Source organism: uncultured Chloroflexus sp. (assembly GCF_937129525.1).
GTDB lineage: Bacteria > Chloroflexota > Chloroflexia > Chloroflexales > Chloroflexaceae > Chloroflexus.
In genome coordinates, this window is sequence record NZ_CAKZNK010000099.1 from 1 (window position 1) to 20638 (window position 20638).

General features: G+C 57.2%; 18 protein-coding genes and 1 other RNA gene. 10 read left to right on the forward strand and 9 right to left on the reverse strand.

From position 1 onward, the window contains the following. Positions 1 to 738: 738 nt before the first annotated feature. Together Q0650_RS12755 and ssrA are read right to left on the reverse strand one after the other, a co-directional pair. A complete protein-coding gene (locus Q0650_RS12755; RefSeq protein ID WP_298819529.1) occupies positions 739 to 1686 on the reverse strand; it encodes a tetratricopeptide repeat protein in 948 nt (315 codons plus the stop codon). 246 nt (positions 1687 to 1932) lie between these two features. After that, positions 1933 to 2293: a transfer-messenger RNA gene (gene ssrA, locus Q0650_RS12760) on the reverse strand. A gap of 236 nt (positions 2294 to 2529) precedes the next feature. On the opposite strand from ssrA, the gene Q0650_RS12765 reads away from it, so the two are divergent. The 5 genes from Q0650_RS12765 (at position 2530) to Q0650_RS12785 (ending at position 8208) form a co-directional block, all read left to right on the forward strand. Then, positions 2530 to 4179, forward strand: coding sequence for an acyl-CoA synthetase (locus tag Q0650_RS12765; RefSeq protein WP_298819531.1), 1650 nt, complete (start codon positions 2530 to 2532; stop codon positions 4177 to 4179). 134 nt (positions 4180 to 4313) lie between these two features. After that, on the forward strand, positions 4314 to 4889 hold the full coding sequence (locus tag Q0650_RS12770; protein WP_298819533.1) for a hypothetical protein: 576 nt from the start codon (positions 4314 to 4316) through the stop codon (positions 4887 to 4889). Continuing rightward, positions 4879 to 5790: an esterase family protein gene (locus Q0650_RS12775; protein ID WP_298819535.1), complete on the forward strand. Its 912-nt coding sequence runs from the start codon at positions 4879 to 4881 to the stop codon at positions 5788 to 5790. Before Q0650_RS12770 ends, Q0650_RS12775 begins: the two co-directional genes overlap by 11 nt. Continuing rightward, positions 5787 to 7175, forward strand: coding sequence for a sensor histidine kinase (locus tag Q0650_RS12780; RefSeq protein ID WP_298819537.1), 1389 nt, complete (start codon positions 5787 to 5789; stop codon positions 7173 to 7175). Before Q0650_RS12775 ends, Q0650_RS12780 begins: the two co-directional genes overlap by 4 nt. Before the next feature lie 100 nt (positions 7176 to 7275). Next, positions 7276 to 8208 carry a DUF1338 domain-containing protein gene (locus Q0650_RS12785; RefSeq protein ID WP_298819539.1) on the forward strand — a complete coding sequence of 311 codons (933 nt, stop codon included), beginning with the start codon at positions 7276 to 7278 and terminating at the stop codon, positions 8206 to 8208. 197 nt (positions 8209 to 8405) lie between these two features. Here the strand turns inward: Q0650_RS12785 and Q0650_RS12790 are convergent, their stop codons facing one another. The 3 genes from Q0650_RS12790 to Q0650_RS12800 form a co-directional block, all read right to left on the reverse strand. Next, positions 8406 to 8657 (reverse strand): mycoredoxin, encoded by a 252-nt coding sequence (locus Q0650_RS12790; protein WP_298819541.1) that lies wholly within the window; start codon positions 8655 to 8657, stop codon positions 8406 to 8408. 123 nt (positions 8658 to 8780) lie between these two features. After that, on the reverse strand, positions 8781 to 9329 hold the full coding sequence (locus tag Q0650_RS12795) for a YceI family protein (RefSeq protein ID WP_298819544.1): 549 nt from the start codon (positions 9327 to 9329) through the stop codon (positions 8781 to 8783). Positions 9330 to 9583: 254 nt separating this feature from the next. After that, the gene (locus Q0650_RS12800; RefSeq protein WP_298819546.1) at positions 9584 to 10018 is read right to left on the reverse strand and encodes an OsmC family protein; all 435 of its coding nucleotides are present in this window, start codon (positions 10016 to 10018) and stop codon (positions 9584 to 9586) included. Positions 10019 to 10152: 134 nt separating this feature from the next. Here Q0650_RS12800 and Q0650_RS12805 point away from each other — a divergent pair, with 134 nt between their 5' ends. Continuing rightward, complete coding sequence (locus tag Q0650_RS12805; protein WP_298819548.1) at positions 10153 to 11328, forward strand: lycopene cyclase family protein; 1176 nt, start codon at positions 10153 to 10155, stop codon at positions 11326 to 11328. Positions 11329 to 11626: 298 nt separating this feature from the next. Then, the gene (locus tag Q0650_RS12810) at positions 11627 to 12193 is read left to right on the forward strand and encodes a hypothetical protein (RefSeq protein WP_298819550.1); all 567 of its coding nucleotides are present in this window, start codon (positions 11627 to 11629) and stop codon (positions 12191 to 12193) included. A gap of 63 nt (positions 12194 to 12256) precedes the next feature. Here the strand turns inward: Q0650_RS12810 and aroB are convergent, their stop codons facing one another. The 4 genes from aroB to Q0650_RS12830 form a co-directional block, all read right to left on the reverse strand. Next, complete coding sequence (gene aroB, locus Q0650_RS12815) at positions 12257 to 13399, reverse strand: 3-dehydroquinate synthase (protein ID WP_298819551.1); 1143 nt, start codon at positions 13397 to 13399, stop codon at positions 12257 to 12259. An 86-nt stretch (positions 13400 to 13485) separates the two neighbouring features. Beyond that, on the reverse strand, positions 13486 to 13620 hold the full coding sequence (locus Q0650_RS12820; protein WP_298819553.1) for a hypothetical protein: 135 nt from the start codon (positions 13618 to 13620) through the stop codon (positions 13486 to 13488). Positions 13621 to 13624: 4 nt separating this feature from the next. Continuing rightward, positions 13625 to 14860, reverse strand: a complete 1236-nt coding sequence (glp, locus tag Q0650_RS12825; protein WP_298819555.1) for a gephyrin-like molybdotransferase Glp — start codon at positions 14858 to 14860, stop codon at positions 13625 to 13627. 115 nt (positions 14861 to 14975) lie between these two features. Beyond that, a complete protein-coding gene (locus Q0650_RS12830; RefSeq protein WP_298819557.1) occupies positions 14976 to 17288 on the reverse strand; it encodes a xanthine dehydrogenase family protein molybdopterin-binding subunit in 2313 nt (770 codons plus the stop codon). Positions 17289 to 17662: 374 nt separating this feature from the next. Between Q0650_RS12830 and Q0650_RS12835 the strand changes: the two genes are divergently transcribed. The 3 genes from Q0650_RS12835 to Q0650_RS12845 all read left to right on the forward strand — a co-directional run. Next, positions 17663 to 18544 (forward strand): ABC transporter permease, encoded by an 882-nt coding sequence (locus Q0650_RS12835; protein WP_298819559.1) that lies wholly within the window; start codon positions 17663 to 17665, stop codon positions 18542 to 18544. Between the two features lie 9 nt (positions 18545 to 18553). Beyond that, on the forward strand, positions 18554 to 19822 hold the full coding sequence (locus Q0650_RS12840; protein ID WP_298819564.1) for an ABC transporter ATP-binding protein: 1269 nt from the start codon (positions 18554 to 18556) through the stop codon (positions 19820 to 19822). A 34-nt stretch (positions 19823 to 19856) separates the two neighbouring features. Beyond that, the coding region (locus Q0650_RS12845; protein ID WP_298819566.1) for a VanZ family protein at positions 19857 to 20638 on the forward strand (782 nt) is incomplete at its 3' end.

Sequence of the window (20638 nt, forward strand, 5' to 3'; positions counted from 1 at the left end):
GGCGCTGGCGGCGGAGGGGGGGCTGCGCTGGCGGGGAAAGACCGGCGCGAGCGCGGTTGGATGGACGGTTGGATGGATTGGGGCGGATGGGGCGAACCGGCGGGAATATGGTTAGCGTTGTCGCTTTTTTCATAGAGTGTCAAAACCTGCGGTCAGAGCGGCGGAGGGGGCTGCGCTGGCGGGGGAATGGAACAGCATCAGCGCTTTTTTTATAGAGGCGCAAAACTCGCGCTGACGGTGGAATAATTGGCGGCGGCGCTTTTTGATCAAGGCGCAAAACCCGCGCTGGCAGTGATAGGGCGAACCGGTGGTGGTATCGAGTGGCACCGTCGCTTTTCTTAAAGAGTGTCAAAACCTGCGGTCAGAGCGGCGGAGGGTGCTGCGCTGGCGGGGAAAGACCGGCGCGAGCGCGGTTGGATGGACGGTTGGATGGATTGGGGCGGATGGGGCGAACCGGCGGGTGGGCATTATCACTGTTCGCGCCGGTTCTCCCCCTGAGGCAAGCCCATCGCTGTCAGCATGTCAATCGACAACAAACGTTACCGGGCGCCATAGGGCGCAAGCAAGCGGTTAGTATGGTATAGCGTTCCATTGCTAAGTCAGAGGCAGACAAGCGCCGCGAATCTTGTCAATACCTGGCACTGTCAAACACGATACAACCAGAAAAAGGGTGTCGTATCTTCTGATGTGGCCTATGGGAAGCATGTACTCCTTTCGGTTAGACCGCGGCGACATACCTTACTGCTGTTCTTTCATATAGCATTCCACTGCCTGTTTTTCACCTAATTCCAGGATAAGTTCAGTTGCCGGATCACGCTCTGAATGCGCTAACGATGCTGACCGCCATGCGCTGGCGGCGTATGAGCCTTGCGGATCTATTTTCAGGCTGGCGCGAAATTGGGCCTGCGCCATCTCGCGCTCGCCACAGTGCCAGAATAACACACCTAGCCGGTAGTGAAGCAGACCGCGACGGTTGGGTGGGCAGGCATAAGCGAGCCGTAACGCCTGGGCCAGATACGTAATGGCTTCGTCACGTTGCCCGACTTCGATCAGATGGTGAGCTAACGCGCAGTAGAGAATAACGCGGTCGAATGGTTTGCGCGCATGGGCAATGGCGACTTGCAAATGGGCTTTGACCTGCTCTTGCATATGCATAGGCGTACTTTCGTTTAAGACAGTTTCAGCAGTAGGGTTTGTTTCCTGGAGATACTTTGCATATCGAGCGTGTTGAATGACCGCCTCAGGCTGTTCGGCCAGGACGAACGCAGCGGCGAGTGCCGCCTGGAATTCGGGATGGAATGGATCGAGCTGGCAGGCGCGACGCAGATAGGTGATCGCCAGTTGCGGGCGATTGCGTTGCAACGCGCTTAGCCCTAATATCCAGCGCGCCATAGCACAGTAAGGATTGGGTAGCGCGGCGATACGGGCATACGCAGTAGCATCGTGATAGCGACAATTGGAAAGATATTTCCTGGCTCGCCCCAGGAAGAGACAGCGGATGCAAAGGTACAAAATAATCCCTACGAGCAGCGAAGTGGTAAGTAGAGTGAGCGGATCGATTGCGAACCACCCTATCCCGAACAACAATGGGATGAGTTCTGGCGCGCGCAGAAGATTGCGCCCAAGCCAGTGCGTCGCCAGAGGGTGAGGGTGAACTGGGTTGGAAACAGACGGTGATGCAGCCATACCAGCTCCTTCGCGTGGATGTGTGGATGTATAGTTGGCAGTGGCGCAGTTGTTTGTAAGCACTACTATAGTGGATGGGAGCGCCGATGCCCATATCTAATATTTATGACATGTTGTCGTCCGAAGTTGCTACGTACAGCGTAGCAGACGATTGTGACATGTACGGTCACAAAAATGGGGGAAAATAGAAAAATCTGCCGCTAAAACGATGACCGCGCCAGGCTTGCAGCCTGACGCGGTGTGAAGTGGTGGAGATGGGGGGAGTCGAACCCCCGTCCAGAAAGCTAGACCGCAGACATCTACAGGTTTAGCCCCTCGCTTTCTCTCGCTCGCGGTCGCGCGAGTGGCAGAGCGACCGGTGAGCCAGCCTGTTATCTTAGCCGATAGCGCTCAGGCAAGCGCTACCGGAGCACCCGACTTGCGACGCTCGTTCCGCAACCATCGGGGGAGCTGCGGTGAGCGCGCTGCCAATCTTAGGCAGCGAGGGCCAGCCGAGGCTGAACCCGAGCGTTGTTGTTGGCAGTTGTTGCCTTGCCCCTTTTACGTGACTGGGCGACACGGCCTGCAGTCTACGGTGTTCACTCCCTGTCGAAACCAGAGCATCCCCGTATCCTGTGATAGTAGTATAGTCCGTTTGTCCAGACTGTCAATCGGTCTTACGATAGAAATGTGTTAATTGATGCGCATAGACTCTGTCGCCTCCAATCAGATGACCGGTTCCGCTTGCATAAGCATACCTGATAGGAGATACTATACATATCACGTGGATCTAAACTGACATAGTGTGATCGCAAGCGCGATGGGTCGCGTGGATGCGTCTGGCGATGAGCCCAGGAGGAGGCAATGACCGGCTTGTACGACACAGGATTGGAGAAAACAGCAGCGAATTATGTGCCGTTAACGCCGCTGTCGTTTCTCAAGCGCACCGCAACGGTATATCCGCAATTGCCGGCAGTTGTTCATGGCAATCGACGTTATACCTGGGCGCAGGTTTACGAACGCGCGCGGCGGTTGGCGTCGGCGTTGCGCGCTGCCGGTGTGGGGCGCGGCGACACTGTAGCGGTAGTACTGAGCAATACGCCGGAGATGTATGAATGCCATTTTGGCGTTCCCGGCGCCGGAGCAGTGCTGAATACGATTAATGTTCGCCTTGATGCGGCGACGATTGCTTTTATTCTCGATCACGGCGAGGCAAAAGTTTTGCTGAGCGACCGTGAGTTTGCGCCGGTAGTGCAGGCAGCGCTTAACCGGCTGGAGCGTTCGTTACTGGTGATCGATGTCGATGATCCCGAATATACCGGCCCCGGCGACCGGATTGGCGAGATTAATTATGAGGATTTCATCGCTGGAGGCGATCCTGCTTTTGAGCTGATCTATCCTGCTGACGAGTGGGATGCGATCACGCTGAATTACACGTCAGGGACGACGGCCAATCCGAAAGGCGTGGTCTACCATCATCGCGGCGCTTATCTGAATGCGCTCTCGAATATTGTGTCATGGGGTATGCCGCATCACGCCGTTTACCTGTGGACGCTGCCGATGTTTCATTGCAATGGCTGGTGCTTCCCCTGGACGATGGCGGCTAATGCGGGGGTTAATATCTGTCTGCGCAAGGTCGATTCCGGTTTGATCTGGCAGGCAATTGAGCAGTATCGCGTCACTCACTACTGTGGCGCGCCGATTGTGCATTCGTTGATCGCGAGCAATGCCCCGGCGCACTGGCGCGCCGGTCAGGGCACGCACAAAGTGAGTGGCCTCATTGCAGCGGCGCCGCCGCCAGTGGCTTTGTTGCAGACAATGGCTGAGATTGGTTTTGACATTACCCATGTGTACGGTTTGACTGAAACCTATGGCCCGGCAGCGGTGTGCGCTAAACAGCCGGAGTGGGGAAGTTTGCCGATCGAAGAACAGGCCCGACTCAATGGCCGACAGGGGGTTAACTATCACGCCGAAGAGGCGATCGGCGTGCTCGATCCGGTGACAATGCAGCCGGTGCCGTGGGATGGTCAGACGATGGGTGAGGTGATGTTCCGCGGCAATATTGTGATGAAGGGGTATCTGAAAAATCCGGCAGCGACCGAGGCGGCGTTCAGCGGCGGATGGTTTCATTCGGGCGATCTGGCCGTTGTGCATCCCGATGGTTACATCAAAATTACCGACCGGGCCAAGGATATTATCATTTCCGGCGGCGAGAATATTTCGTCGATTGAAGTTGAGGATGCGTTGTACAAGCATCCGGCTGTGATGCTGGCGGCAGTGGTGGCAGCACCCGATCCGAAATGGGGTGAAGTGCCGCATGCGTTTATCGAGTTGCGAGAAGGCGCAACGGTGACTGAAGAGGAATTGCAGCAGCATTGCCGGCAATTTTTGGCCGGATACAAGATTCCAAAGAAGTTTACCTTTGGGCCGCTCCCGAAGACCTCAACCGGCAAGATCCAGAAGTTTATTTTGCGCGAGCAGGCGCGATCGCGCCAGGCGATTGCTGAGGCTTAGTTTTCTCCCTCTGAAAGCCAGTGTTGGTGATCTGGCAGCGCGAATTCACATCGCGCTGCCGTTTTTGATCAGCAATTGGCCACAGTTTCACTCTGGCGAGAATGGTATACTGAAATGTATGAGGTGATGTGGTTATGCGTGGGATCGGTCGATTATTACGGGTGCTCTTGCGCGGGCCGGAGCGGACGTTCGGCTGTCTGGTCTTTTTTCTCGGTGGTTTCAGCCTGGCTGTATGGCCGCTGGCCGGTATTGGGCCAATCCTGGCTCTCGTCACCCTGTTGACTATCGTGACCGGTTTGACGCTCTTCTGGCGAGATGCAGGCTGGTTTCGCCGCTTGTGGGGTGGCGGCCTGATGCTGGCAGTGGCGGCAGCAGTGATCGCGTTGCTCAATCCTGACACACCTCACGGTGCGTTATTTCGAGTGGTGGCCTGGCTGTCATTGTTGCCGGCGCTGGCCGGTGTAGTGGCGGTCGTAGTTAAACAATGGCAGGCGGGCAAAACACGTCAGGATCGGACGGAGGCAACTGAAGCGTTGTCGCCGGCCCCACGTTTTGCCCCTGAGCCGCCATTACCGACCTCAACGTCAGTATCGCCGCTTGAACCGGTCTCTGAGCTGCCACCACCGTTGTCACACCGACCAGTTCGTAGCGATAGGCAACTTCTCGATCAGTTACTGAGTGTGCCACCGGAGCAGGGGAATGGAGATTGATCCTCGCGCTCGCCTGATTGAATGGCCGAGCGCAGCGTTAGGTGTCAATGGGCGGATGTATGTCTACACGCCGCCGGAATATCAGCCTGGTGGGCCGCCGCTGCCGGTTGTCTATCTGCTGCGCGGTCACGAGCGCGAGTGGGTGAACCGGCGCGAAGACGATAGCCGAATCGGTAGCGCAATTGATGTCTACGAACGGGTACGCGCGCGAGGCGAGATCGGGCCGCTTTTGCTGGCCATGCCTGGTCTGGCCAGCGCCGACAATCGCATTCCCGGCTTGCTGGCCGATTTTGTCGCGCCTCATCTGGTCGATGCGCCTGGTATCGGTCATGGTCGTTTCGCCACACTTTTCTTCGATGAGGTGTTGCCGCTCATGGAACGCGAATTCGGCGCTCATCCGGCAGCGCGGGCGATCACTGGCTTTTCACTCGGCGGCTATATGGCAGTCAAAGCGGTGGCGCTGCGCCCCGATCTGTTTGTGAGCGTGAGCGCTTACGACGGCTCTTTTCCCTATGCCAGCGATGGCGGGCGCATAGCGCGCCGCTCCGATACGCTACTGAATGCGGCGATGTTCGATCCGGCGCTTGGTCGTCCACGCCACCCTGATCGCATGCGAGAACATAACCCGATCTGTCTCTTGTTGCAGGCCGACCGCGCGGCGTTGCGGCGGATCACGTGGATGATCCAGTACGGGCCAGAACATATCGAACCGTGGGGGTCAAATTTTTATCGTGGTGAGTATTTGTTGCGCGCGCTGGCCACACTAGGGATTGCCAATGCCGCGCCGGTAGCGGCATTGCCTGATGGCGCGCACACCTGGGCAGTGGCCGATCGCCATCTCGAACAGGCGTTGCCCCTGCATTATCGGGCGTTTGAACGGACACTCGTGAACCGGCTATGAAAGCAACTCCGCGGAATGCGATTGAATTGCTGATGCGTTTGCGCTGGCCGTTTGCGGCGGTCGTAGGATTACTGTTTGCGCTGACACGGTTGGTCGAAGGCATTATCTTCGATGCGGCCATGGAGACGCCGGCTGGACGCGCGGTTGATCCGATTGTGTGGGGGTTGCTTGCCTTTATCGCAATCTGGATCGTGTTGAGCTGGGCGATCCACCAGGAGCGGGAACGCATCTCAAACGAAGAGCGTATGCTGGAAGCGTTGCGCGAGAGCAACGAACGGCTTGAGCTGCTGTACGAGATTAACCAGCGCGTAGCCTCAAGCGCCACGCTCGATGAAGTGCTGGATTATGCGATTACCCTGCCGGCCCGCCTGGTGAACGCCGCTGCAGCAACGATTGTGTTGACCGATGAGCAGGGCCAGCCGTACACGGCGCGGGTCACCGGTATAGATTCCACAGCCCTTGAGCGGGCACGGGCAGCGTTTGGCTTGCGCGCAATGTCGCTGTCCCCAACTCAGCCGGAGGTGCTCTACCCGAAACAGGTATGTGGATGGGCTGCCTGTCTGGTCTTGCCATTGGCGGAACGCGATGCGCAGCCTATCGGCTGGATCGAGGCGTTGCTCAAAGAAGGGGATGCGGTCTGGCAAGAGGCGCGCCGGCCTTTGCTCGCGACCGTTGCCAGCGAACTGGCCGAGGCGGTTATGAATAGTCGTCGTCGCGATCGGGTGATCGCCAGCATAGCGGCAGTTGAACGGGCGATTAGCGCCGAGCGCACCCGGATTGCGCGCGATCTGCACGATGGGGTAGCGCAGTCGCTGGCATTCATGCGGTTGCGGATCGATCTGTGGGAAGATTGGTTGCGAGAAGATCCGGAGCGGTTGCGCGCCGAATTTGCTACTTTCAAGGCCAACCTTCGCGCGCAAATCGAAGAGTTGCGCCGCGCCATCTTTGCTCTGCGTCCGATTGAAATCGGTCAGTTGGGATTTGCCGGCGCCTTGCGCCGGTTTGTGGCTGAGTTTGCCGAACAGCACGATTGGGATGCTGAAATTGACCTGGCCGATCTTCCGCCTGATCTCCCGCCGGTGCTCGAACTGGCGGCGTTTCGATTTGTGCAAGAGGCATTGAATAACGTGGCCAAGCATGCGCAGGCGCGACGGGTGTGGGTACAGCTGGGAGTGCGCGATCAGGGATTGATCATTCATGTGCGTGATGACGGCATTGGTTTCAATCCAGGTGAAGAGCCGCCGGCTGGCCATCTGGGATTGCGGCAGATGCGTGAGCGAGCGGCAGCTCTCGATGGGCAGGTGACCATCATCTCGCAACCGGGTCACGGCACTGAGGTGCGGGTCTGGTTGCCATTCATCTATTCGACAGTAACGGTGGCTTGAGTGCGACTTCTGACGGATCCCCTGCATGGTTGATAGCGGGTAAGATACGTCTACAATCGTACTACCACACAGGTGTGGTAAGTCGCAGACGTGAGGAGTTATGAACACGCCAACCACCGATCGGATTGCTATCTTCGAGCAGGTGCTCGACGGTTTGATGCGCCGCTACCGCGAACGAGTGCCCGATGTCACTGCGATTGCTCAGGCGATGATCGCTGAAGGGATCATCACCGATCCCAAACAGATCGAAAATGATCATATCGCCTTCCGCACGATGGGGGTGCCGCATCTGGGTATTCGTTCACTCGAAAAGATCTTTCTGCATTACGGCTACGAACGCCGCGACCGCTACCACTTTCCGGTTAAGAAGCTAGATGCCTTCTGGTACCATCCGCCACGACCTGATCTTCCACGGATCTTTATTTCGGAATTGCGAGTTCACGATCTCTCGGCGGAGGCGGCGGCAATTATTCATAGCTACACCGATGAAGTAACGTCAGACCCGGTTGATACGCTTGATCTGGATGATGCTGCGCAGGTGGATGATTTCCTGCACCGACCGCTCTGGCGCCTGCCGACCTGGGCCGACTATCAGCGGTTGGCCGCTGAGAGTGAGTATGCCGCCTGGGTGATTTATAACCGCTACTACCTCAACCATTTCACCATTACGGTACACAATTTGCCGCCTGGCTACAATACGATTGCCGATTTTAATCATTTCCTCGAGCGACGGGGTTTCAAGCTCAACGATGCAGGCGGGAAGATCAAGATCAGTCCCGATGGAAAGCTGTTACAGTCGAGCACCGTTGCCGAGATGATTTGGGCTGAGTTTGCCGACGGTGAACGCCATCAAATCTCCGGCTCGTATGTTGAGTTTGCCGAACGGCGTCCGTTAGACGAATTTGCCCATCTACCGCCCCACGAGCTGCGCCGTGAGCATCGTCGCGAGGGATTTGAGGCCGGTAATGCCGATAAGATTTTTGAGAGTACATACAGTACGCAGACGGTGAAACGGAGCAACGTACAGGCTTGAGGTCGGATAGCGGGGTTGGGCAATCATCCCCTGCCCTGATGGTGGTTGTCAGGCGCGGGAGCGCGCAGGCGGATGCTCCCGGCAGATCGAGGCTGCGCGCGCTCCCGACAAAATACTGCTCAGGAGGACGGCGCCTGGCGCTCGCGACGCGCCTCGCCGTCCTTTGTTCACTTGACATCAGAGAGCGGACAGTTAACTCATACAAACTGACTCAGCTTGGCTTGCAGTTCGTGATTTGATGGTTCGACCAGGATCGAACCGTCGGGGAAGAGTATCGTCGGCACGCTCTGATTGCCGTTGTTGACCTTGATCACAAACTCCGCTGCCGCGGAATCGCGCTCAATATTGATGTAGGTATACTGCGCGCCGTGCTGGTCGAGCACGCGCTGGGCGCGGCGACAGTCGGGACACCAGTTGGTACCGTAGACGATGATGGGTTGGACAGACATACCTCTCCTCATTTGACTCGTCAACACAATGATGAAGCCGCAATACGCGGCTTCATTTTCAGTATACCAGCAATTTCTGATCAGGCAATTACCGGTTGGGGAGAAGGAATGACCGGCGCCCGATCAGGCTGTCACCGGCTCGGCCTGCGGAACCTGCTTGACAATCTCGATCTCGATCTCGATCTTCACTTCATCACCGACCAGAACGCCACCGGTTTCCAGCGCGACATTCCAGGTTAAGCCCCAGTCTTTGCGGTTGATGGTGGCGCTGGCGCTGAAGCCGGCGCTGATCGTTCCCCAAGGCGACTTTGACTGACCGTTGTATTCAACCTCAAGCGTGACTTCGCGGGTCACGCCACGGATGGTCAGATCACCGATGATACGACCATGCGCCTCATCAATCACTTCGACCTGCTTGCTGGTGAAGGTGATCGTCGGGTAGTTAGCTACATCAAGAAAGTCGGGCGACATCAGGTGACCGTCGCGCCGCTCGTCGCGGGTATCGATGCTGGTGGCGTCGATTGTCACATTGACCGATGAATTGGTCGGGTTCTGCTCATCGAAATGAACTGTGCCGTCGAAGCGGCTAAAGCGGCCACGCACTTTTGAAATCATCATGTGGCGCACTGAGAAGGTGATGGTCGAGTGTGAAGCGTCAATTATCCAGGTCATTGTTTGTCTGCTCCTGACAGTTTCAAAGCGTTTGCGTTACGGAAAGTAGCTTAGCAGGCAAGCGTAGACAGGCGCGTGAACATGACCGTGAACAGCGCGAAGAGACGTTGCCCGGCAACGTCTCTTCGGCACAGTGACGCGACGAATGCTCCGGTACAATAAGTTGTCGCGCTGCAAGGCTTCTGCCAACGGATTACCCATCCGGCACAGAAGGATGGCGTGTGTCGGCGCGGTTCCAACCAGGATATGCGAGGTCAGGAATCGAGCGACGGCACGATCTCGTAGCGATAGCGAATATTGACTGTGGCGCCCAGCATGCGCCAGACCGGGCAGTACCGGTCACGCGACAGCTCGATTGCGCGTTCGATGGCCGCCGGCTCTACTTCGCCAGCACAGCGGTAAACCAGCTCGATCTCGGTATATGGTTTGGGATATTCATCGCCACGCACTCCCTGAGCGCGTACTTCAAGCCCGGTTACCGGCTGGCGCTTCTTGCGCAAGATGCTGATAACATCCATTGCCGAGCAGCCGGCAAGCGCCATCAGTACCGTCTCCATCGGTGATGGCCCGGCCAGGTCAGTGTTGCCTTCGTGTGGGCTATCGAGTTCAATCGGGCGGCCTGAATTGGCCACAGCGGTAAAGTGCAGACCTTCACGCAGGCGGACGCTGGCGTTCACAGTTGTTCCCATACGAAACCTCTCAATGTCTTGTGGCGAAGGCAGTAGCAAGTTTACATCAGGCTAAAACTTGCCGCTTTCAGTATATCACTCCGGGTTATAATGCAAAAAGGACAGGCCAAATGGCCATAGGGAGAAGCAGGTCTATGGACTACGATTACATCATTGCCGGCGCTGGCGCTGCCGGTTTGAGTCTCGCGTATCATCTTGGGCAGAGTTCGCTGGCTGACCACTCTATTCTCCTCGTAGATCCCAATTCAACCCGACGCAATGATCGTACCTGGTGTTTCTGGGAAACGGGTAGCGGCCCGTTTGAAGCCGTTGTCTCGCGGCGGTGGGATCATCTCTGGCTGCATGATGAGTACTGGTCGGCGCGGTTGGCGATTGCGCCGTATCAGTACAAGCTGATCCAGGGGATTGACTTCTACCGCTTTGTTGATGCGTGGATGGCGCAGCGGCCACAGATTACCCGCATCCAGGGCACTGTCGAACGGTTTATCGAGCTACCTGATGGGGTGGCGGTTGTCGTGGGCGGCAAGACCTACACTGCGCGATTTGGCTTTAACAGTGTCTATCGACCACAGCCTACACCACCCGGTTATCATTCGTGGTTGCAACACTTCAAAGGTTGGGTGATTACAACGCCACAACCGGTATTTGATGCGGAAGCGGCCACATTTATGGATTTTCGCATCCCACAGGTTGGTGATGTGCGGTTTGGCTATGTCTTGCCGTTTGATACCCACACTGCCCTGGTAGAGTATACGATCTTCTCGCCGCAACTGGTCAGTCAGGCGGAGTATGAAGCCGGTTTGCAACGGTACATTGCCGGGCAATTGGGTATTGATCGCTACGAGATCACCCATGTCGAATATGGTGTGATCCCGATGAGCGATGTGCCATTGCCGGTGAAACCCAGTCCGCATGTGTTGAATATCGGCACGGCTGGCGGGATGAGTAAGCCGTCAACCGGCTATACCTTCCAGCGCATTCAATGGCAAACCAGGCAGATCGTCGAGAGCCTGATCAAGAACGGTCACCCGTTCTATCCGCAGCCCCGCTTCAATCGGCATGCGCTGATGGATAGTATCTTGCTCAATGTGCTCGATGCCGGTCGCACGCCGGGACACCGCTTTTTTGCCAATCTGTTTCGCAATAATCCAATCCAGCGCGTGCTGCGCTTCCTCGATGAAGAGACAACGCTGGCTGAGGATGTAGCGCTGATGTCAACTGTTGAGTTGATGCCGTTTGTGTTTGCGGCGATGGCGGTGTTCTGGGGCCGCGTCAGCGCTTTGAGCCGTCGCGAATTGGAGATGGGGTAGCAGGGTACATCTGCTGTTTGGTGTAAACCGGGAACTGGTCGGACATACAGACTGCCAGGGCAGGATTGGTGTGTCGGCACGACCTTTATGGTTGTGTCGGATTTGTTTGACATAAATTTTTTCTCTCTGCGATGGTTTTAGCAGTTGGCTGATCGCTGCTATGTCGTCAAACACTCTATCGCGGCAGCCGCCTCGAGTCGTGAACTGTGCGCTGATTGTTAGCTATTTACCGATTGTAGCTGGGACATTGCCCTTGTACGCTATGGCATAGCGATACATAGCTTTTGTGAGGTGGGCAATGACGACCGATGATGATCTGGTTATAGAGTGGACAACGCGCATGTCAGTGTTCCGCAATCGCGTCGTTATCACTCAGCTACTGTTTGTCTTTACGATCCCAATTTTGTTGCTTGGTTTAATCATCTTGATCCTCGCGGATCCTGCCGATCGCTGGTGGGCAGCGTTGCAGGTGATGGGTGTTACCGCTGCTATCTTGGGAGCAATGCTGCTGATCACGGTTATTATTTTCACTCTGGTAGGATACAACCAGAGGTTCCGGCTTGATAAACATGGTGTGCAATCGGCATTGAGTGGGCGCGCGTTGCTGATGATGAAGATCGCGCGGATTCTTTTGCTCTTTAGCAGACGGCCATCAGCAATGGGAGCTGCATTATTGACCCGTTTCAGCGATACGATTCGCTGGCAGGAAGTGTGGCAGGTGACAGTTTATGAAACGTTGCGTCAAATGATCCTCTACCGCAAAAGAGGTGCTCCGTTCCTTCTGGAATGTACTCCCGACAATTTCGCGACTGTGCGTGAAATCGTCCTGGCGCGCACCGAACCTTTGGCTCGATCGGTAGAGTGATCTCAACGTGAATAACTTGAGCGAACGACTCTGTACGCCACCGGTATGATTCAAGATAGCTTCTTACTCAGGCGTCACTGCGTGGATTGTCGCCTGAGAGAGCACGGCGGCCACGATTTCTGCCGGTACGTCGGCGCGCACTACAACCTGCCCGATTGCGGTCGGTAGTACCCAACGCACCTTGCCGGCCTGCACCTTTTTATCGCGGGTGATGAGTGCCAGGATCGCGGCGTGGTCGAGATCTGCCGGCATTGCAACCGAAAGACCATACGCAGCCAGCAGACGCCGCTGACGCTCGACCAGTTCCGGCGAGCAGAGACCGAGGGCGACTGCGATCCGCGCTGCTGCGTCCATGCCGATGGCGACGCATTCGCCGTGGAGCAGGCGATAGTCAAGCAGTTGCTCGATAGCGTGACCGATTGTATGCCCATAATTGAGCGTAATCCGTTCGCCACGCTCGAATTCATCGATTGAGACCACTTCAACCTTCACGGCCACGGCGCGGGCAATGATCGCGGTTAGTTGGGCAGTCAACTCGTGATCTGTGGCATCCCAACCGGCAGGATTGTCAGCGTGCCAGCCGCGGGCGGCGGCCAGTTCTTCCAGCGCGACAAACAAATCGGCATTCCGAATCACGCTGTGTTTGATCACTTCGGCCCAGCCGGCGCGCAATTCGCGCGGGGGCAGCGTTGACAGGAGATTGGTGTCGGCCAGAACCAGGCGGGGTTGGTGGAAAGCGCCGATCAGGTTTTTCCCCAGTGGATGGTTGATACCGGTCTTGCCGCCAACAGCGGCATCGACCATTGCCAGCAGTGTGCTCGGCAGTTGCACCAGCGCGACGCCGCGCAAGATGGTTGCCGCAGCAAATCCGGCCAGATCACCGATCACGCCGCCACCAAGCGCCAGTACCGCATCGCGGCGCTCGATACCATTGCCGATCATCCAGTCGTAGAGACGGGTAAGTTCGGCAAACGATTTGCTATGTTCCCCTGACGGGACAGTGGTGACCTCTACGCGATACCCCGATGCGCGCAACGAAGCTGCTGTTTGGGCAGCAACGGTCGTGAGCTGCTCATCGGCGATCAGCCAGAGGGTGCCGTACAGGCCAAGCTCATTCAATCGTTTGGCAAGCGTGTTCAGCGTTCCGGCGCCAACAACAACCGGGTAGCTGGCGGCGCTGGTGGTAACGGTGAATGTAGCGGTCATCACGAATGCCCTTTCTGCCATCAGGTTGCGCAGGCTGAATAAAATGGGTCGGTGACGCTTGCAGGTCACAGTATGCGCGTGCCCGGTTACTTCCGACGGCGGTTGTAGATCGTCATAAGCGCGGCCACGACGAGAAGCGCCAGTCCCAGGTAGGTCAATGGGCCGGGCCAGGGATCTGGCGCTTGTTGCATCGTAGACAGCATGACAAGATAGTGTTCCACAGTTTCATCCTTCGCCGATCAACGGGCCGGTGAGGATGGCCGGCAATACACTCCCTGCGGGGTAGATCGTCTCGCCAGCCGGCACAAGCAGTAAGCCGTTTGCGCCGCGGAGTGACAACAGTCGTGAGCTGCTCTGACTGCCGGTAGTAGTGGCAACCATCCGACCTTCGCGGTAACGAACGATGATTCGCTGGTATTCGGGCCGGTCGGGTGAAGGTCGTATCGGATCGGCCAGCACGACCTCAATTCGAGGCCGGAAGGGCGTTGCGTCACCTTGCAGCGCGCGCAGGGCAGGGCGCACAAACACTTCAAACGAGACGAGCGAGGAGACGGGAAAACCAGGCAGGCCGAAGACAAGCTTGCCGGCGATGGTGGCAAAGGTTGTTGGTTTACCAGGCTTGAAGGCGATGCGTCCGAAATACACTGTACCGAGTTCGGCGAGCAGAGGTTTGATCAAATCGCGGGTGCCCATACTGACACCGCCGCTGGTGATCAACACATCGGCCTGTTCCAGGCCACGCAAAATCGCCTGTCGCTGCACTTCGAGATCGTCGCGGGCGATCCCGAGTGAAACCGGTTCACCTCCAGCTTCACAGATGGCAGCCATCAGGGCATAGCGATTGCTATCACGCACAGCGCCGCCGGGACGAACTTCGTTTGGCTCAACCACTTCGTCACCGGTTGCCAGCACGGCTACCCGCGGACGCCGGTAGGCGGAAATGCGTGTGATCCCGAGCGTTGCCAGAATGCCAATCTCAGCAGCGCCTAATGTGGTCCCGGCAGTCAGGGCGAGCTGATCGCGGGCAATATCCTGCCCAACCACATGCACGTAATCGCCGGGCTTCAGTTCGCGCTTGAGGTACAGCATCCCTTCTCGCTCTTCGGTCAGCTCAACCGGAATCATTGCGTCGGCGCCGGGTGGCAACGGTGCGCCAGTCATAATCCGGGTCGCTTCATTGGGGCCAAGCGCGACGGTCAGGGTGCCGCCTGCGGTCAATTCACCGACCACCCGGCGCGGCGTCAGACCATCGCCGGCGCGGAGCGCATAGCCATCCATCGCCGATTTCGGTACATCGGGGATGTCTTCCGGCGAGCGTATATCGGTGGCCAGCACCCGTCCTATTGCGGTGAGTGCATCAACCTCTTCGCTGCCGAGTGGTTGTGCATGCGCCATAATCATCGCCGTCGCTTCGGCGATACTCACCATCGGATAGGGTGACTCGCGGAGCATAGCGGGCATAATCTTCTCCGTTTACGTGAACGATACTGGCTCAATTCAGATTCCCGCGGACAGGATAGAAAAGAGGGCGCCGGGTCTGATGACTGGAGTCGCAACACAGCGCCCTGATTCCTGCTTACAGACGATGGATCGCGCTCCAAACCTTTTCCGAGCGCAGTGGAATATCGAGATGACGCGCGCCGAACGGTGCGAGTGCGTCGATCACCGCGTTGGCAATTGCCGGTGTCGAGCCAATGGTAGCCGCTTCACCGATACCCTTGACTCCGAGCGGGTTGAGTGGGGTGGGGGTTTCCGTCTTGTCAACCGTGAATGGTGGAAAGAGATCGGCGCGTGGCAGGGCGTAATCCATCAAGGTGCCGCTGAGCAATTGACCATTGGCATCGTAGACGACCTCTTCGAGCAACGCCTGCGCAATACCCTGTGCCAGACCGCCGTGTACCTGTCCGGTCACAATCAACGGGTTGATTCGAGGCCCACAGTCATCAACCGAATAGTAGGCACAGATCCGGATCTGTCCCGTTTCGCTATCAACTTCGACCACGGCAACGTGGGCGCCGAAGGGATAGATCAGGTCTGGTGGGCGGAAATAATCAACCGCCTCCAGGCCCGGATCAAGCTCTGGGGGAAGTTTATTGCTATAGGCCCGGCGAGCAATCTCGGTCAGGGTGAGCGACCGGTCAGGGACGCCACGGACACGATAGCGACCTTCGTGCAGTTCAATGTCGGCTACGCTGGCTTCAAGCATAGCGGCAGCAATCTGACGCGCCTTGTCGCGAATTTTGGTGGCCGCCCGCGCCAGCGCTGCGCCTCCAACGGCCAGCGAGCGCGATCCCATTGTGCCAATGCCCATCGGCGTAATTGCTGTATCACTGTGTTTGACGATGATACGCTCGAAGTCGGCGCCAATCTGATCGGCTACGATCTGAGCAAAGGTTGTTGCCGTCCCCTGACCGTGGGGCGAGATGCCGGTAGTGACGGTGACGGTGCCGCTCGGTTCTACCTTAATTTGCGCGCTTTCGTAAGGGCCAAATCCGCACATTTCGACATAGCAGGCAATACCGATGCCGAGCAACATTCGGTCGCCGCGCGCGCGGCGGGCAACCTGTTCGGCACGCAACTGTTCGTAGTTGGCAAGAGTGAGCGCTTTGGTCAAAGCGCGGTCATACTCGCCGCTATCGTAAGTCAGGCCGGTTGGCGTTTTGTAGGGGAAGGCGTCGGGTGGAATGAAATTGCGCCGGCGCACTTCTGCCGGATCCATGCCCAACTCGGCAGCGATCAGATCCATCAGGCGTTCGATATAATACGCGGCTTCGGGGCGGCCTGCGCCGCGATAAGCAGCCACCGGCGTGGTATTGGTATAGACGCAGATTGCTTCGAGATCGACGGCGGGAATCTTGTACACGCCAATTGCCATAGCAGTGGTCAGATCAGGCAACCCGGGTGCCAGAGGATAAGCGCCGAGATCGGCCACGATTTGCATCCGCAAGGCGGTTACCTCACCCTCAGCAGTCACCGCAGCCTCGATGTCGCAAATCTGTCCGCGTCCGTGAGTCGTGGCCTGAACATGCTCGAGTCGATGCTCAACCCAGCGCAGTGGTACACCGAGCTGACGGGCCAGCGCCGCCAGTAGCGCTTCTTCGGGATAGATACCGATCTTGACGCCGAAACCGCCACCGACATCAGGCGCTATCACCCGTACCCGATTTTCATCCAATCCGATCACGCGGGCAACATCACCACGCACCTGATGCGGCGTCTGGGTGCTCGTCCACAGTGTCACGCCATCGCTGGCCGGATCGGGCGCAGCCACTACTGCCCGTCCCTCCATTGGGAAGCCGAGCAGGCGCTGGTTTACCATACGCTGGCGCACGATACGATGAGCCGTGGCAAATGCTGCCTCGACATCACCCTTTTGGCGGCGGCGGCGATGATCGATATTGTCGGGCAAGCCATCGAAGATAATTGGCGCATTGGGAGCAATAGCAGCCAGTGGATCAACCACTGCCGGCAGTGGTTCCCATTCGATGGGCAAGGCCAGCGCCGCATCGAGGGCGGCTTCGGGGGTACGAGCGATGACTGCTGCCACGGCTTCGCCAGCGTGACGAACACGTTCAACCGCCAGGACGTATCGCGCGCGACCGGTGTAGCGTTGCGGCCCGCTGCTACCTTCGCCGGAACTGGCCAGTGGCAAAGGCTGGCAAAGATCGAGTAGATCGGCCCCGGTATACACGGCTACTACGTCAGGGTTAGTCAGCGCAGCAGCTTTGTCGATGGAGACAATGCGGGCATGGGCATACGGGCTGCGCGCAATCGCCACGTACAACATCCCCGGAAGATGCAGATCGCTAACGTAGGTGCCCTGTCCGCGAATCAGGCGTGGATCTTCACGGCGTTTCACTTCAGCGCCAATCAGGGCTGCATATGCCATACGCTGCAATAACCTTTCATTTTTGTTAAAAGGCGGAATACAATGATTACTACCGACATGATACCAGATTTGTGGCGCTATTCATGGGCTAGAGACAACCTGCGCGTTTGCCTGCTGTCTAATGCTCGATTGACGAATTTGTAATTGCGCAATGTCCCGGAAACCACTATGCTACATAGGGGGGAAACATTGATGGTTCGTGTCTCTGGTTGGGGATTGCGCGCTTCAGTGCATCTACAGTGTTATGCCCGGTCGCGATAGCGCGCGAGTGCAGGCAATAGATGTTGCCTCTCCCTTCTACATCATAATCGTGTGCGCATTACTGCAATGAGCGTAGAACCTGTGGCGCGAATAGTGAGGGATGATGCTGAATTATGACCATTTTGGAACCCTCAAGCACATCACTGACCGGTGTTACCGCCTCGCCGATGGCGGATGCATCTGCGCCGACCATCATTGAGCCGCGCAAGGGCTGGTGGCATTTCAACTGGCGCGATCTATGGGCTTATCGCGAGCTGCTCTTCTTTCTGGTCTGGCGCGATGTGAAGGTGCGCTACAAGCAGACACTGCTCGGCGCAAGCTGGGCAATCATTCAGCCGGTCTTGCAGCTTGTCGTGTTTACAATCATCTTTGGTCGGCTGGCCGGGGTCAACACCAACGGTATTCCGTACCCTCTCTTCAATATAGCCGGTTTGCTGCCCTGGCAGTTCTTCGCCAACACTGTTGCGCAAGCGGCCAACAGTCTGGTTGGTAGCGCCAGCATTGTGCGTAAAGTCTATTTTCCGCGACTGGCCATTCCCACAGCCAGCGTGCTGGCAGGCGTGGTCGATTTTGGGTTGTCGTTTCTCATTCTGATTGCGCTCATGGTGTGGTATCAATGGCTGCCAACCGCGGCGATCTTGCTCTTGCCGGTTTTCCTGCTTCTGGCGATGATCACTGCGCTTGGCGTCGGCTACTGGCTTGCGGCCATCAATGCGCGCTACCGCGATGTGCGTCACGCGACCCCGTTTCTCGTGCAACTCTGGTTGTTTGCTACCCCGGTTGTCTATCCCAGCAATCTGATCGAAGGCTACTGGCGGCTTATCTACGCTCTCAATCCTATGGTCGGCGTCGTAGAAGGTTTCCGCTGGGCGCTGATCGGCACGCAGCCGCCGAGCTTGTTGATGCTGATCTCAGTGTTGATGGCGATTGGCATCTTTTGCTCTGGTCTGCTCTACTTTCAGTCGGTGGAACGACAGTTTGCCGACATCATTTAAATGGAGCCTATGCGCTACGCAATTCGAGCGAATGATTTAGCCAAACGATATCGAATCGGCGCGATAAAACAGCGCACTACCGGCTATGTGACGTTGCGCGATACCATCATGGAACGATTGCGTCGACCGAGAACTGAATCGGCGACAACCGAACTTTGGGCGCTGGATGGGGTCTCGTTTGATGTGCAGCAGGGTGAAGTCGTTGGCATCATTGGCCGGAATGGCGCCGGCAAGAGCACATTATTGAAAGTGCTCTCGCGGATTACCGAGCCAACCCGCGGGCGAGCCGAACTGTATGGTCGGGTGGCTTCGCTGCTCGAGGTTGGTACCGGCTTTCATCCTGAGTTGACCGGGCGAGAGAATATCTATCTCAACGGCGCGATCCTGGGCATGCGCAAGCGCGAGATTGATCACAATTTTGACGCTATTGTCCATTTTGCCGAAGTGGAGAAGTTTATCGATACGCCGGTGAAGTTCTACTCTTCGGGGATGTATGTGCGATTGGCGTTTGCCGTGGCCGCTCACCTAGAGCCAGAGATTCTGATCGTCGATGAGGTGTTGGCTGTCGGTGATGCGCGTTTCCAGAAGAAATGCCTTAATAAGATGCAAGATGTCGGCCAGCAAGGTCGCACAGTGCTCTTCGTGTCGCATAGTATGCAGTCAATTTTGCGCATGTGCCAGCGCGCGATACTGCTCAATCAAGGCAAAATCGTTGCCGATGGGCCGGCGCAACAGGTAGTGGGGGTCTATCTTGGCAAGGGCGCTCATTCGATTGCCGAACGAGTCTGGTCCGATCGAGCTACTGCGCCGGGCAAAGAGATTGCCTATCTGCGCGCAGTGCGGGTGCGTGATGTTGATGGCGACATCAGCGATACCATTGATATTCGTGCTCCGGTGACCATTGAGATGGAGTTTACCGTCATCACTGGCGGTTATGTGCTATTGCCGCATTTTCGTCTCTATAACGAAGATAACGTAGCCGTATTTACCACGCTTGATCTCGATCCAGCATGGCGGCGGCGGCCACGACCTCCCGGCCATTACTGCGCTCGCGTCACTATTCCGGGCAATTTTCTGGCTGAAGGTTCACTCTACGTCGAAGCAGCCTTGACGACCCTCGATCCGCCGGTGAAGCAGTTTGCCGAGCGTGATGCAGTTGCTTTTCAGGTGATTGATAGTCTAGAAGGCGACTCGGCGCGCGGCGATTGGGCCGGCAATCTGTCTGGCGTAGTGCGTCCAATTTTGCCGTGGTCAACCAGTTATGTGCCACTCGACTGATCCATGGCAGCGATATAAGGCGCTCCGGCGGGGTTTGGTTGTTACATTGCCGATAGTGTGCCTCATTCTGGCGCTCACCCTGTACCCCTTTGCGTTTACTGCTGCGTGGCCTGACCGGCCATTAATGGCGTTGGTGAACGGCCAAAGCCATCCGGGTGATCTGCTTCAAAACATTGCGCTGTTTGTGCCATTGGGTGTGTCGTTATGCTGGCTGTGGGCTGGATCAGGAACCGGACGACGAGGTCAACGCATCGGCTCAATCTTTGTTGCCGGGTTGATCGCATTGGGGATCGAGCTGGGGCAACTGGCTATTCCTGGCCGCACCGCAGCGTTGTTTGATGTGCTGGCCAATGCCGCCGGCGCCGGTCTGGGTTGTTGGGGGTTGGCCGGGCCACTGGCGTCGGCAGTCGATCGCATCAGTGGGTGGGGATTGACCGTCGTGCAACATGTTCCTGCCAGGGTCGCAGCGCTCGGTTTAACGCTCTGGCTGGCGACCGCAGGATGGCTCGTGGCGCACTGGCAACGCGCATCATTGCCGGTCAACTGGTCTGAACGCTATACGCTCCAGATTGGCGCGGCTAGCGATGGGCGACGGTTCTGGCCGGGATACGTCGGTTTTGTTGCCCTCTACGATCGCGCTTTTACTGAATCTGACGCCCGCGTTGCGGTAAATCCTCACGCGGTAATGGCTCTGCAACCGTTGTTTGCATATGACCTGACGCAATACCCCCTGGTAATAAGCGGCCCGCTGGCGCGCCCACTGGTTGCGCAGGGGCGTCCATTGGTGACGGCTGAGGGGATGGGGGTGGGTTATCA